The organism is Alcanivorax profundi (assembly GCF_003597125.1).
Lineage (GTDB): Bacteria > Pseudomonadota > Gammaproteobacteria > Pseudomonadales > Alcanivoracaceae > Alcanivorax > Alcanivorax profundi.
The window spans coordinates 27,254-40,358 of record NZ_QYYA01000003.1; the positions used below are offsets into that span (position 1 = coordinate 27,254).

The 13,105-nt window shown below is 57.6% G+C and carries 13 protein-coding genes; 3 read left to right on the forward strand and 10 right to left on the reverse strand.

Going from position 1 to position 13,105, the window contains the following annotated elements:
- Positions 1 to 151: 151 nt before the first annotated feature.
- Complete coding sequence (folB, locus tag D4A39_RS10065; protein WP_022984586.1) at positions 152 to 514, forward strand: dihydroneopterin aldolase; 363 nt, start codon at positions 152 to 154, stop codon at positions 512 to 514.
- A complete protein-coding gene (folK, locus tag D4A39_RS10070) occupies positions 471 to 1,013 on the forward strand; it encodes a 2-amino-4-hydroxy-6-hydroxymethyldihydropteridine diphosphokinase (protein WP_233552460.1) in 543 nt (180 codons plus the stop codon). Before folB ends, folK begins: the two co-directional genes overlap by 44 nt.
- 251 nt (positions 1,014 to 1,264) lie before the next feature.
- On the opposite strand, the gene D4A39_RS10075 is transcribed toward folK, so the two are convergent.
- The 4 genes from D4A39_RS10075 to D4A39_RS10090 form a co-directional block, all read right to left on the reverse strand.
- Entirely contained in the window at positions 1,265 to 2,194 is a 930-nt protein-coding gene (locus D4A39_RS10075; protein WP_102791373.1) for a DUF4124 domain-containing protein, read from the reverse strand.
- Complete coding sequence (locus D4A39_RS10080) at positions 2,185 to 2,622, reverse strand: DUF4124 domain-containing protein (RefSeq protein WP_233552461.1); 438 nt, start codon at positions 2,620 to 2,622, stop codon at positions 2,185 to 2,187. The genes D4A39_RS10075 and D4A39_RS10080 overlap by 10 nt, the downstream gene beginning before the upstream one ends.
- A 70-nt stretch (positions 2,623 to 2,692) precedes the next feature.
- On the reverse strand, positions 2,693 to 3,430 hold the full coding sequence (locus D4A39_RS10085) for a pteridine reductase (protein WP_199175813.1): 738 nt from the start codon (positions 3,428 to 3,430) through the stop codon (positions 2,693 to 2,695).
- On the reverse strand, positions 3,409 to 4,644 hold the full coding sequence (locus D4A39_RS10090) for a multifunctional CCA addition/repair protein (protein ID WP_119918048.1): 1,236 nt from the start codon (positions 4,642 to 4,644) through the stop codon (positions 3,409 to 3,411). The genes D4A39_RS10085 and D4A39_RS10090 overlap by 22 nt, the downstream gene beginning before the upstream one ends.
- A gap of 314 nt (positions 4,645 to 4,958) precedes the next feature.
- On the opposite strand from D4A39_RS10090, the gene D4A39_RS10095 reads away from it, so the two are divergent.
- On the forward strand, positions 4,959 to 5,885 hold the full coding sequence (locus D4A39_RS10095) for a DMT family transporter (protein WP_119918049.1): 927 nt from the start codon (positions 4,959 to 4,961) through the stop codon (positions 5,883 to 5,885).
- Positions 5,886 to 5,918: 33 nt separating this feature from the next.
- On the opposite strand, the gene D4A39_RS10100 is transcribed toward D4A39_RS10095, so the two are convergent.
- The 6 genes from D4A39_RS10100 to rsmA all read right to left on the reverse strand — a co-directional run bounded on the left by D4A39_RS10100 (position 5,919) and on the right by rsmA (position 13,104).
- Positions 5,919 to 7,436, reverse strand: coding sequence for a SpoVR family protein (locus tag D4A39_RS10100; protein WP_102791376.1), 1,518 nt, complete (start codon positions 7,434 to 7,436; stop codon positions 5,919 to 5,921).
- Positions 7,433 to 8,716, reverse strand: coding sequence for a YeaH/YhbH family protein (locus tag D4A39_RS10105; protein ID WP_022984595.1), 1,284 nt, complete (start codon positions 8,714 to 8,716; stop codon positions 7,433 to 7,435). The genes D4A39_RS10100 and D4A39_RS10105 overlap by 4 nt, the downstream gene beginning before the upstream one ends.
- A gap of 98 nt (positions 8,717 to 8,814) precedes the next feature.
- Positions 8,815 to 10,737: a PrkA family serine protein kinase gene (locus tag D4A39_RS10110; protein ID WP_119918050.1), complete on the reverse strand. Its 1,923-nt coding sequence runs from the start codon at positions 10,735 to 10,737 to the stop codon at positions 8,815 to 8,817.
- 275 nt (positions 10,738 to 11,012) lie between these two features.
- Positions 11,013 to 11,819, reverse strand: coding sequence for a symmetrical bis(5'-nucleosyl)-tetraphosphatase (locus D4A39_RS10115; RefSeq protein ID WP_119918051.1), 807 nt, complete (start codon positions 11,817 to 11,819; stop codon positions 11,013 to 11,015).
- A gap of 54 nt (positions 11,820 to 11,873) precedes the next feature.
- A complete protein-coding gene (gene apaG / locus D4A39_RS10120) occupies positions 11,874 to 12,275 on the reverse strand; it encodes a Co2+/Mg2+ efflux facilitator ApaG/CorD (RefSeq protein WP_022984598.1) in 402 nt (133 codons plus the stop codon).
- A 43-nt stretch (positions 12,276 to 12,318) separates the two neighbouring features.
- A complete protein-coding gene (gene rsmA, locus D4A39_RS10125) occupies positions 12,319 to 13,104 on the reverse strand; it encodes a 16S rRNA (adenine(1518)-N(6)/adenine(1519)-N(6))-dimethyltransferase RsmA (RefSeq protein WP_022984599.1) in 786 nt (261 codons plus the stop codon).
- Position 13,105: the final 1 nt, after the last annotated feature.

The window sequence follows — 13,105 nt, forward strand, 5'->3', positions numbered from 1 at the left end:
CCGGCTATAATCTCCATTCGTATCGCGGCATGCGGCCATATTGTACACATGGCAACCCGGTCGCCTGCGTTGCAAGCGTAACATCTGATTACCAGCAATGGGATGATGCCAATTCGGACGTCATGCTGTTGTCAGCGCCGAGAGGGCGAGTATGGACATCGTTTATATCAATGATTTGAAAGTGGATACGGTTATCGGCATTTTCGATTGGGAGCGCCGCATCCGTCAGACAGTTAGCCTGGATCTGGAAATGGCAGCGGACATCCGCAAAGGTGCCGCCAGCGATCACATTGACGATGCCCTGGATTACAAGGCAATCGGCAAGCGGGTGATTGCCTTTATCGAGGGCAGTGAATTCCAGTTGGTGGAAACACTGGCGGAAAAGGTGGCGCAACTGGTGCTGAGTGAATTTCAGGTGCCTTGGCTGAAATTGCGGCTTAGCAAGCCCGGCGCTTTGCGGGGATCGCGGGATGTCGGTGTCATTATTGAGCGGGGTGAACGTCCCCATGGGTAATTCCGCTGACACCCGGGTGTACCTGAGCCTGGGGTCCAATATTGATCGTGAGCATCATATCCGCTCCGGTCTGGATACGCTGGAAGCCGCCTTTGGTGAGCTGACCATCAGCCCTGTCTATGAAAGTGAAGCGGTCGGGTTTGATGGTGATGCGTTCTACAACCTGGTGGTGGGAATGACCACGGCCTTGCCGGTGGGGGCGTTGGAAACGCGGTTGAAGGCTATCGAAAAGGACCATGGCCGGGTGCGCGGCGAGAAAAAATTTTCCAGCCGGACTCTGGACATCGATATCCTCACTTACGGTGATGTGATCGGTTCGGTAGATGGCGTACAGCTGCCCCGCGATGAAATTCTCAAGCATGCCTTCGTATTGAAGCCGTTGGTCGATCTGGTGCCTGACGGACGGCACCCGGAAACCGGGCAGGCCTACCGGGATATTCTTGAGGGGAGCCACTTTGCTGCTCAGAAGCTGTGGGTGGTGCCATTCGAGCGATATTAGCTACGGGCTACGCTCGATTGGATAGAAAAATCCAGCCAGTTCCCGGGTTTTCAGAAAAACGGAAAAGCCTTCAGCCTCGCCAAGCTTGGCGATCTCAGATCGAGTACGGGCCATGCCTGGATGGCGAACCGAACCCATGCGAGGTATAGGCTCCAGGGCCTATACAGGAAGCGGCTTGCATGGCACCTGGCAGAATCCGCGGCCTCTGCAACCCCAGCCTGAATATCAGACCTGATAGATGCCGCGTTCGATCAAAATACCTCGGGTTTCATGCCTTGCTGGGCCCAACGATAAAAATCATATTCCAGTCGTGACAAGCCCCCGGGATACAGGTGGGCAATACGCTGCAGGTCGGGGCGCTGATCACTCTTCTCCAGATCCTGAAGCAGGCGCCGCAGGGTGCTGCGGCCTACCGGTTTCGACATCAGGAAAGCGGTGGTTCCCCACGCGACAGTGTAGGGAATGGCATTGAGCTGGTGAGCTAGACGTCGCCATTGCTGGTCATCCATGGACAGATACTGGCGCATGGTGATCAGGTTGCCGTCGTCCAGCCATTGTCGAATCCGTGCCTGGGCAGAGGGCAGGGCGGTGACGACGGCTTGCCCGTTGTCTTGCACTTTCAGCATCTGAAAATACTGTGCCAGACCTTCATGCATCCACACCGGGGATGCCGGAGACAATTGATACAGCAGCACGTGGCTGGATTCATGGAGGATGGTCTGGGCAACCTTGTCGTCATCGGCATCCCAGCGCCACACCGCAACTTCATTGGTGCGGGGCAGAAAGACGCCAGCATAGTGCGGGTTACTCTGGCCGATGCGAGCCTCCATCCATTTCCGGAAGTCTGCCTGCGCAGTGAATAAATACAGGTTTACCTCGGCAGTCCCGTTCAGATCCAGACCGAAGTCTTGACGGTAGCGTTGATAAATCGTCTCAATGGCACGCAAAGTCTGGTCGTGAAGGCCCTCCGGGAGGGTGAAATCCTGGTGGTGAACGTGAATTTGCAGTGGTGTCCTGGCGCGGGTGACGCGCGGGGTGATCACGTCGACCGGTTGTTGCTCGGGTGGCCTGTCTCCGAAGTGAAGTTTCCCGTCTGCGTCGCGCCACTGATAAATTTCTGCCTGTGCGGGCAGGATCGGCAATAACGATGCCAGAGCGAGCAGGACCGGTATTATCCGCAATGTTCTTTAATCCACTTTTTCGTGTTGTCGATGTCTTCGCTGACTTCCTGTGCCGATGCGCTTCTTTCCGTGCCGTCATCATTTACATATACAAAGCGGCTATTCAAACGTTTGAGGCGATCATTGGCTTCCTTGCACGCTCCCGCCATGGCTGCCCGCTCCTTGTCTTCCGCTTCCTTTTCGGCGTTGCGTTCGGTTTGTTCTACGTCGCGAAGGCGAAGGGTGCGTTGATGAATTTCATTAACGCTGTCGCCCTGGCCCAGTAGCGCAGGAGGAGTAATCTGAACCTCTTCATGATTTTCTCCGGCCTGCGGAGCCCGGTCGCCAAACTGCCAGTTGCCATTCTCGTCTTTCCAGCGGTAAATCTCTGCACTGACCATCGGTGGCCAAAGCAGTACGATTCCCATTAGCAGGATAATTCGTGTCATGGTTGCCCCAATAAAATAAAACGTTTTTATGGCCTTGAAGTACGCAATGCGCTATCTGCAGGCGCTTTTGTTATCCACCCTGGAATGCCAGTGATCGCCCGCCGTCCACGGCCAGGATTTGGCCAGTGACAAACCCGGCATCACGGGCAAGCCATGCCACGGCGCCTGCGATATCAGCCGGTTCTCCGCAGCGTTTAAGGGCGGTAGAGGCGGTGATCGCCTCTTGATTCATTTGTCCGGCTTCCGGCCACAGAATCGGACCCGGTGACACCCCGTTAACCCGAATATCCGGGCCCAGTTCTCTTGCCAGAGAGCGAGTCATCATTGCCAGTCCCGCCTTGGCCATGCAATACAGGGTATGCTTTTCGAGCGGTTTTTCTGCATACACGTCGACAATATTAATGATGGCACCCCGGTGTTTACGCAGTGAGGGCGACAAGGCCTGGCACAGCAAGTAGGGGGCACGCAGGTTGCTGTGCATCAACGCATCCCAGTCTGCATCGGTGGCCTCCTCAAGGGGGGTGGGATAAAAGCTGGAGGCATTGTTGACCAGCAAGTTCACTTGCCCAAACGCAGCCAGGGCATCACCACCTAACCGACGAACCTCGTCAGGTTTATCCAGGTCCGCCTGCAGAACTCGGGCGCTGTCAGGGCGAATACTATTAAGCTGGTTGGCCAGCGTGTTGGCCTGGGTATCACTGTTACGGTAATGAATGATCACCCGCATTCCTTGCTGGTGAAGGGTTCGGGTGATTTCAGCGCCGATACGTCGTGCGCTGCCGGTAATCAGGGCGACGGGGTCCATGATTGCTTGTACTCCATGATGGCGTGGATGCGCGCCTGGGTGATGGCCTCCCCCAGGGCCGGGCCTTGCAGTCCCTGCTGGCGCAGTGAGTCAATGTGGATATCGCGGGCGGCGTTTGCTGCGCCACGCAGATAATCCGCTTGGGGGTAATCTCTGTCTTCAAACCCCGTTCGGCCCCGGGCGTCTGCCTCACAAGCCCGCAGAAAGTCGTCCAGCCGTTCTGGACGTCGCAAGACATCCAGTGCCTTGAACAGTTTCCATACGGTGGTGGGTTTAAGTTCCAGTGCCCGGTGACAATGGGTGTGGAACTCCGCCACCAGCGCGGCCAATTGAGCGGTTTCCCGCGGCACTTTCAAGCGCTTGGAGACCTTGTTACTCAACCGGGCACTGCGAATTTCATGGGCAATGTGCCGTGGCCATTCTTCCTCGGGGGTTTTCCCCTTGCCGAGATCATGACACAGCAGTGCGTAGCGGGCGTGAAGGCTGAGCCCCAGCCGGGCGCCCTGTTGAAGGCACAAATACTGGTGTACCAGTGTGTCGATTTCAGGATGGTGTTGTTCCGGTTGCGGTACGCCATCCAGTGCTGCCAGTTCCGGGAACAGTACGGCAAGCGCGCCGCAGGCATGGAGTACCTGAAAGAACACCTGCGGATCGCGTTCCATCAGCGCGCGGCTGGTTTCTTTCCAGACCCGTTCTGCCACCAGATAATCCAGCTCGCCGGAGGCGACCAGCTGTTTCATCAGCGTCAGGGTGTCCTCCGCCACACGGAAACCCAGCCAGTGGTAACGTGCAGCAAAGCGGGCCACGCGCAGTACCCGTAACGGGTCTTCTGCGAAGGCCGGGGAGACATGGCGCAGCAGGCGGGCTTTCAGGTCTGCCTTGCCATTGAACGGGTCGATGACCTCACCTCCCGAGGCGCGTGCCATGGCATTGATGGTGAGATCCCGTCGTACCAGATCCTCTTCCAGGGTTACATCGCTGGCGGCATAAAAGGTAAAGCCGCCATAGCCATGGCCGGACTTCCGCTCGGTGCGGGCGAGGGCGTATTCCTCTTTGGTTTTCGGATGCAGAAAGACAGGGAAATCCTGACCCACGGGCTGATAGCCCTGTGCCTGCATCTCGTCGGGGGTAGCGCCGACCACCACCCAGTCCTTTTCGGTGACGGGCAGGCCGAGCAATTGATCCCGGACCGCACCGCCAACCAGATACATTTTCATCTTGTGCGCCTTTGCATTCTTGAGCAGAATGTTCGCATGCTTTCTATCGTACTGAAACTCAACATGCTGGTCGTCGACCGCTGTGCACGCAAATGGCGTGCGCAGGGACGGCGGCTGTCTGACTGATTCGTTTCAGTTCTTCAAGAAGGCCGCAGCGTCCCCGACCTGCGGCCTTCTTTCGTTTTGGGGGTTTGCAGGTCGGTTTTAGTCGCGGGTAACGAGTTTCGAGTTGCGAAAACCTTTAAACCCTCGAGGTTTCAGATTTTCGTCACTCGCTCCTCGAAACTCGCGTCTCTCAAACCCAGGAGAACGAAATGCCAACCCTGGCAGCGTATTTGATCGTGGTAGCGGTGTGGGCAACCACGCCGCTGGGGATTAAATGGAGTGGTGACGCCATGGCGCCACTGGCGGCGGCCGGTGTGCGTATGGGGATTGCTGCGCTGCTGGGGCTGGTGTGGTTGTGGTGGAAGCGTCAGCCGTTGCCTCTGACTCCCCGTGCCAGGGCAAGCTATCTCGCTGCGTTACCGGGAATCTTCGGGGCCATGGGTTGCAGTTATATGGGGGCAACCTATCTGCCCTCGGGGCTGGTCTCGGTGATCTTTGGTCTGGCGCCGTTGTTGTCAGGGCTGATGATGCAGTGCCTGCCGGGCAGCGTGCGGTTGAATGCCTGGCACTGGGGGGGCTGCGTGCTCGGGCTGCTGGGGTTGATGCTGGTGTTTGATGAAAGCCTGGCACAGCTGTTGGCAGGGGGAGACATGGGAGACCGCGGCATTGGGCTGTTGTGGATGCTGACGGCGGTGACCCTGTTTGCCGGTAGCGGTATCGCCGTGCAGCGGGTTGGGGCCGGACTGCAGCCGATGCAGCAAACGGTGGGCGGGTTACTGATATCGTTGCCATGCTATGCCCTTGCCATGGCGGTTACCGGTCAGGCGCCCGTGTGGAGTGGGGATGTCCGCGGACTCTCTGCCATTCTTTACCTTGCAGTGTTTGGCTCATTGCTGGGTTTTTACTGCTACTTCCAGATCCTGTCGCGGCTACCGGCGGCGACGGTGGCGTTGGTGACCCTGATTACCCCGGTGTTGGCGCTGTTGCTGGGCAACCTGTTCAACGGTGAAAGTCTGGGCGTGATGGTGCTGGCGGGCGCGCTGCTGATTGTGCTGGCTCTGTCGCTGTTTCTGCTGGGCGACCACAAGGTTCGTCGGGCAGTGAAACGCCTTGAAGCCAGCAGAGTGGCGGCATAGCAGTGGCGGGGCCCCTGGTTGGGGGCCTCCGCCTCACATCACGGTAATGGGTTCGGTGACGGGGGGCATGGAGTAGCTTTCCGTCACGGTGCCGTTTTCCACACTTTCCAGGTGCACATCGAATTTCCACAGGCGATGCAGGTGGCGTAACACTTCCGTGGCGCTGTGTTCATCCAGGGGGCGGCCATCACTGCGCTGATGACGAAGGGTCAGGGCCCGGTCACCATGAAGGTTGGCGCTGACAATCTGGATGTTGGGTTCCTGAATGCTCAGATTGTATTGCTCTGCCAGTGCATCGCGGACTTTCTTGTAGCCGGTTTCGTTATGAATGGCAGAAACTTCCACGTAGTCATTGCGATCATCGTCCATGATCTGGAAGAACTTGAAGTGGCGAATCAGGCGCGGTGACAGGAACTGCTGGATAAAGCTTTCATCCTTGAAGCTTTCCATGGCGAATTTGACGGTTTGAAGCCAGTCGCTGCCGGCCATCTCCGGGAACCATTCCCGATCCTCATCGTCCGGATTTTCGCAGATGCGGCGAATATCCTGGAACATGTTGAAGCCCAACGCATAAGGGTTCATGCCGCTGTAAAAGGGGGCAGAGAAAGGCGGCTGGTAGACCACCTGGCTATGGTTCTGGAGGAATTCCAGCATGAAGCCGTCGGTCACCTTACCCGCGTCGTACAGGTCATTGAGGAGCGTGTAGTGCCACAGGCAGGCCCAGCCCTCGTTCATTACCTTGGTCTGACGTTGCGGGTAAAAGTACTGCGCCATCTTGCGCACAATACGAATGATTTCTCTTTGCCAGGGTTGTAGAAGCGGGGCGTTCTTTTCCAGAAAATAAAGCAGGTTTTCCTGGGGCTCAGCCGGGAACCGGGTCGCGGCTTCACGGGTGCGGGCTGCCGGTTGCAGCTGGGGGAAGGTGCGCCACAGTTCTGATACCTGTTTTTGCAGAATATCCTCACGCTCGCGCTGGCGCTTGCGTTCTTCAACGGCGGAAATCGGCGAGGGACGCTTGTAGCGGTCGACGCCATAGTTCATCAGGGCATGGCAGGAGTCGAGGGTTTCTTCCACCGCAGTGACCCCGTGACGTTGCTCGCAATCGGCGATGTAGTTACGCGCGAACACCAGGTAGTCGATGATGGATGACGCATCCGTCCAGGTTTTGAACAGATAGTTGCCCTTGAAGAACGAATTGTGTCCGTAGCAGGCGTGGGCAATGACCAGAGCCTGCATGGTGATACTGTTTTCTTCCATCAGGTAGGCGATACAGGGATCGGAATTGATGACGATCTCGTATGCCAGGCCCATCTGACCGCGACGATAGCGGCCCTCGACTTCAACGAACTGTTTCCCGAAAGACCAGTGGTTGTAGCCGACCGGCATGCCCACTGATGAGTAGGCATCCATCATTTGTTCAGAAGAAATGACTTCGATCTGATTCGGGTAGGTATCCAGCCCGTACTTGTTGTGGGCAATGTCGGCGATGGCTTTGTCGTAGTCTGCCAGCAGTTCGAAATTCCAGTCAGACCCTTCAGACAGATACGTCATGCTTCTTCCATCCTTTTCTTGAAGAGTTGCCGAAACACCGGGTAAATCTCACCGGGCTCATCTATCTGTGCGATGGAAAAGGCGCCGGGATGTCGAGCCATAATGGTTTCGTAATGATCCCATAGCGCCTGATGGGCCCGCGGCATGACTTCCACATAGGAGAAATACTGCATTTTGGGGAGCAGTTCTTCTTCAATCATTTTGGCGCAGGCGGGAGAGTCGTCATTCCAGTTGTCACCGTCGGAGGCCTGGGCGGCATAGATGTTCCACTGATCGACCGGGTAGCGCTCGTTGATGATGTCCCGCGTCAGTTTCAGGGCGCTGGAGACGATGGTGCCGCCGGTTTCCCGGGAATAGAAAAACTCCTCTTCGGTAACTTCCTTGGCACTGGTGTGATGGCGGATGAACACCACCTCGATCTGGTCGTAGTTGCGTTCGAGAAACAGGTACAACAGCAGGAAGAAACGCTTGGCCAGGTCCTTCATGTCCTGATTCATGGAGCCGGAGACATCCATGATGCAGAACATCACCGCACGGCTGACCGGTACCGGCTCCTTGATATGGTGGTTGAAACGCAGGTCGACGGTGTCCAGGTAGGGGATGCGTTCCACGCGTCGCTCCAGCCGGGCAATCAGCTCGTCCAGTTCCTGAAGTCGTGCCTGGCGCTGCGGAGACTGATCCTGCTGTAGCAGTGTTTCGCGCTCTTCCTTCATGTCACGGATGCGGCGTCGAGTGGCGGCGGTCAATGCCCGGCGGCGCATGGAGGCCTGGCGCATGGACCGGACGATGTTGATCTTGGCGGGCATGCCCTGGCTGACAATGCCGCCGTGGCGGGTCTTGAAGACCTGGGCGCCTTCAAGGTGGCGTTTCACCAGGTTGGGCAGTTCCAGATCTTCAAACAGGAAATTGAGAAATTCCTGCTTGTCGATTTCAAAGGCAAATTCATCCTGACCTTCACCCTGATCACTGGCGTCACCTTCACCGCTTCCCTGGCCGCCTCCGCCTTCCGGGCGTTTGAAGCGATCGCCCTGATTGAACTCCTTGTTGCCCGGGTGAACGATGCTGCGCTGTCCGCCGGGGCCATGGTGAAAGATGGGCTCCGAGAGGTCCTTTTGCGGAATGCTGATGCGCTCACCTTGCTCCATGTCCTGAATGGAACGGCGGTTGACCGCATCGTTGACGGCCTCACGAATGTGCGAGCGATAGCGGCGCAAAAACCGTTGCCGGTTCACTGTACTTTTTCGCTTGTCATTGAGGCGGCGGTCAATGATGTAGCTCATTCGTTTCTCCCGACTTCGCCGACGGCGACGAAGGTGCCCCGCTTGAGGCGCACGTCGTCGCCGTCGGTTCGCGCCTCAAGCGGCGCGCTGCAGCGGCGTTACTGCGCCTTTCTCACACGCAGATACCATTCGGATAGCAGGCGTACCTGCTTCTCGGTATAGCCGCGGGAGACCATTCGTTGCACAAAGTTGTTGTGCTTGCGCTGGTCGTCCTCACTGCCCTTGGCGTTGAATGAGATGACGGGCAACAGGTCTTCCGTGTTGGAGAACATCTTTTTCTCAATCACGTCTCTCAGTTTCTGGTAGCTCAACCAGCTTGGGTTCTTGCCGTGGTTGTTAGCGCGGGCTCGCAGTACAAAATTCACCACTTCGTTGCGGAAGTCCTTGGGGTTGGAAATGCCTGCGGGTTTTTCGATTTTTTCCAGGTCTTCGTTGAGCGCCTGACGATCGAAAATTTCGCCAGTATCCGGGTCACGGAATTCCTGATCCTGAATCCAGAAATCCGCATAGGTGACGTAACGGTCGAAGATGTTTTGCCCGTACTCGGAGTAAGACTCCAGGTAGGCGGTCTGAATTTCCTTGCCGATGAATTCCACATAGCGCGGCACCAGGTATTCCTTGATAAAGCGCCGATACTGCTCGGATTGTTCCTGAGGGTATTGCTCCTGTTCGATGCGTTGCTCCAGTACATGGATCAGATGTACCGGGTTGGCCGCCACCTCGGCGTGATCGTAGTTGAACACCTTGGAAAGAATCTTGAAGGCAAAGCGGGTGGAAAGTCCGTTCATGCCCTCGTCTACGCCGGCCATGTCGCGATATTCCTGCATGGATTTGGCATGCGGGTCCACATCTTTCAGGTTCTCGCCGTCGTACACCCGCATCTTCGAATAGATACTGGAATTTTCCGGTTCTTTCAGGCGGGTGAGGATGGAGAACTGCGCCAGCATGTGCAGGGTGTCAGGGGCGCACTGGGCATCGCGCAGGCTGGAGTTTCTCAGCAGCTTGTCGTAGATCTGCACTTCTTCGGTGACGCGCAGGCAGTAGGGCACCTTGACGATATAGACGCGATCGATGAAAGCTTCATTGTTCTTGTTGTTACGGAAGGTGTGCCATTCCGCCTCGTTGGAGTGCGCAAGAACAATGCCGTCATAGGGGATGGCGCCGAGGTGCTCGGTACCATTGTAGTTGCCTTCCTGGGTGGCAGTGAGCAAGGGGTGCAATACCTTGATTGGCGCCTTGAACATTTCCACAAATTCCAGGATGCCCTGGTTGGCCCGGCACAGGCCACCGGAGTAGGCATAGGCATCCGGGTCGTCCTGAGCGAAGTCTTCCAGTTTGCGGATGTCCACTTTGCCGACCAGTGCCGAGATGTCCTGGTTGTTCTCATCGCCGGGTTCGGTCTTGGCTACGGCCACCTGATCCAGAATGGAGGGGTAGCGTTTTACTACCCGAAACTGGCTGAGGTCGCCGCCAAATTCATTCAGGCGTTTTACTGCCCAGGGTGACATGATGGTGCGAATGTAACGGCGCGGGATGCCGTATTCTTCTTCCAGAATCGGCCCGTCCTCTTCCGGGTCGAACAGCGACAGGGGGGAATCGTTTACCGGCGACCCCTTGATGGCGTAGAAGGGCACGCGCTGCATCAATGCCTTGAGCTTTTCGGCCAGTGAAGACTTGCCCCCGCCGACCGGGCCGAGCAGGTAAAGAATCTGTTTCTTCTCTTCCAGCCCCTGGGCGGCGTGGCGGAAATAGCTGACGATGTTTTCAATGACTTCTTCGAGGCCGTAGAACTCATCGAAGGCGGGGTAGCGGCGGATCACCTTGTTGGAAAAGATGCGTGACAGTCGGGGGTCCTGGGAGGTATCGACCATTTCCGGTTCGCCAATGGCCATCAGCATACGCTCCGGGGCGGTGGCGTAGGCGCTGGGGTCGCGTTTGCACAGGTCCAGGTACTCCTCCAGCGACATTTCTTCTTGCTGGGTCGCTTCGAAACGGTCCTGGTAGTGGCGGATAATGCTCATGCCGGCTTCCTCCTGCGGAACCTAAATTGTCACAACGAAACTACATTGAGGGTGATTCCTTGTTAGTGAAAATTACGTGTAAATAAATGGGAAAACGATGTCGCTGAGTATCGCTGCCAACGTCATCAGACAGCTTTAGGATGTAACCAAACCGCGCAGCAAGTCAAAGGGAAGCGAAAAGATTTTTGCCAAAAAAAGGATGAAGTGTAGGGATGTCGGGCTGGGCGTCACGTGGCCTGCAGGCTGCGCGGGTTTTTGAAAAGATTTTTTGAAAATCAGCAGTGGCACTGAATTCGTGTGAGATCGTCCAGCCGCAATGCCGTCAGGCTGCCGCCCCAGACACAGCCGGTATCCAGTGCGTCTACCTTGGCGACCCCGGTATGGCCCTCGAGGGCGGCCCAGTGGCCAAACAGCAGGCGGGTGCCGGTGGCTTTGCGCTGTGGGTGCAGGAACCAGGGTAAAAAGCCGCGGGGGGGAGCGTCCGCTTCGCCCTTGGTGGTCAGATCCAGTTCTCCGGCGGTGTTCACGAAACGCATTCGGGTGAAGTGGTTGGTGATCACCCGCCAGCGGTCGGGGCCGGCAAGGCTGTCGTCCCAGCCTGCGGGCTGGTTTCCGTACATATGGGCGAAGAACTCGCCGCAGCGATCGTCTTTCAGTACCGCCTCCACTTCTGCGGCGCGGCTGCGGGCTTCAGCCAGGGTCCACAGCGGTGGAATGCCGGCATGGGTGAGGGTGGCGTTGTGCTCGGCGAGATCGATCAGCAGCGGGTGCTGTTGCAGCCAGCCCAGTAATTCGACGCGATCCGGGGCATTGAGGATCTCTGCAAGGGTGTCCTTGCGCTTGCTCTCGGTTGCGCCGTGGGCTACCGCCAGCAGATGCAGGTCGTGGTTGCCCAGCACGCTGTGCACATTGTCACGCAGCTGATATACCCGCCGCAGGGTGCCTAGCGAATCCGGGCCGCGGTTGATCAGATCCCCGGCCAGAAACAGCCGGTCACGATCCGGGTTGAAAGCGATTTTTTTCAGAAGACAATCAAAGGCTTCCAAACACCCCTGCAGATCCCCAATAGCGTAATCGCTCACCCGACCTCCCCGACTGCAGGCCTGTTGCGTGTTGCGTGTTGCGTGCTGGCGTTATCAATGAAGTGCATGCGGTACAGCAAGGGTGAAGGCCGGAATGTCTGCATCAAAATGAATGCCATCTTCGCCAATCATCTGGTAACTGCCACGCATACTGCCGACTTCGGTTTCCAGTACTGCGCCGCTGGTGTAGCGGAAGCTCTGCCCGGGTGCCAAGTGCGGTTGTTCGCCGATCACGCCTTCGCCGTGGACTTCCTGAACACGCTCTTCCCCATCGGTAATCACCCAATGACGGGTCAGCAGTCGGGCACTGACGGTGCCTTCATTGAGGATGGTGATGTGGTAGGCAAACACCCAGCGCTGGCTGGCCGCGTCGCTCTGGTCGGCAAGGTATTCGGTTTCCACGGTAACCCTGATCTGGTGGCGTGGGTCACTGGGGGGCCGGTGGCTGGCGGTCATGGGTGCTCTGTCTCCCGATGCTGGCGGTGATGGTGCGAAGAAATCAGCTCTGTGGCGGGCTGAGATTGGCCAGTGCCACATAGTCGGCCACGGACAGTTGATCCGGGCGCAGGCCAGCATCAATGCCTGCGGCCTCGAACTGCTCCAGGCTAACCAGGGATTTTAAACTATTGCGGATCGCCTTGCGTCGTTGTGTGAAGGCCTGAGCCACCAGGCGGCGCAAATGGTCTTCATCGTCGGCAGGGTGCGGCAGTGTCGGGTAGGGCAGCAGCCGTACCACGGCGGAATCCACCTTGGGGGGTGGGCTGAAGGCGCCCGGTGGGACAAAGAACAGGTAATCGGCCTGGCAGTAGTACTGCACCATGATCGACAGGCGCCCCCAGTCCCGGGTGCCCGGGCTGGCTGTGAGCCGGTCCACCACCTCCTTCTGCAGCATGAAGGTCATGTCGCTGATGGCATCGGACTGGCTGAGCAGGTGGAAGATCAAGGGGGTGGAGATGTTGTAGGGCAGATTGCCCACGACTCGCAGGGGCTTGTCCGCCGGCTTGAGGGTACGGAAATCGAACTTCAGGGCATCGCTCTCATGAATGCTCAGGCGGTCAGGGGTGTTTTCCTGGCGCAGCAGAGTAATCAGGTCGCGGTCCAGTTCCACCACGTGCAGGTGTGGCAAATCTTCCAGCAAGGGGTAAGTGAGGGCGCCACGCCCGGGGCCGATCTCCACCACGGTATCGTCCTGCTTCAGGTCCAGGGTGCGGACCATGCGGTCGACCAGATTGCGGTCGTGCAGGAAGTGCTGGCCGAAACGCTTGCGGGTGCGGTGTTCTGTCATG

Coding starts and splice junctions, on each gene's coding strand:
- rsmA (WP_022984599.1), bottom strand. CDS start 13,104: ATGACAGAACACCGCACCCGCAAGCGTTTCGGCCAGCACTTCCTGCAC.
- D4A39_RS10110 (WP_119918050.1), bottom strand. CDS start 10,737: ATGAGCATTATCCGCCACTACCAGGACCGTTTCGAAGCGACCCAGCAA.
- folB (WP_022984586.1), top strand. CDS start 152: ATGGACATCGTTTATATCAATGATTTGAAAGTGGATACGGTTATCGGC.
- D4A39_RS10090 (WP_119918048.1), bottom strand. CDS start 4,644: ATGAAAATGTATCTGGTTGGCGGTGCGGTCCGGGATCAATTGCTCGGC.
- D4A39_RS10105 (WP_022984595.1), bottom strand. CDS start 8,716: ATGAGCTACATCATTGACCGCCGCCTCAATGACAAGCGAAAAAGTACA.
- D4A39_RS10095 (WP_119918049.1), top strand. CDS start 4,959: ATGCCAACCCTGGCAGCGTATTTGATCGTGGTAGCGGTGTGGGCAACC.
- apaG (WP_022984598.1), bottom strand. CDS start 12,275: ATGACCGCCAGCCACCGGCCCCCCAGTGACCCACGCCACCAGATCAGG.
- D4A39_RS10080 (WP_233552461.1), bottom strand. CDS start 2,622: ATGACACGAATTATCCTGCTAATGGGAATCGTACTGCTTTGGCCACCG.
- folK (WP_233552460.1), top strand. CDS start 471: ATGTCGGTGTCATTATTGAGCGGGGTGAACGTCCCCATGGGTAATTCC.
- D4A39_RS10100 (WP_102791376.1), bottom strand. CDS start 7,436: ATGACGTATCTGTCTGAAGGGTCTGACTGGAATTTCGAACTGCTGGCA.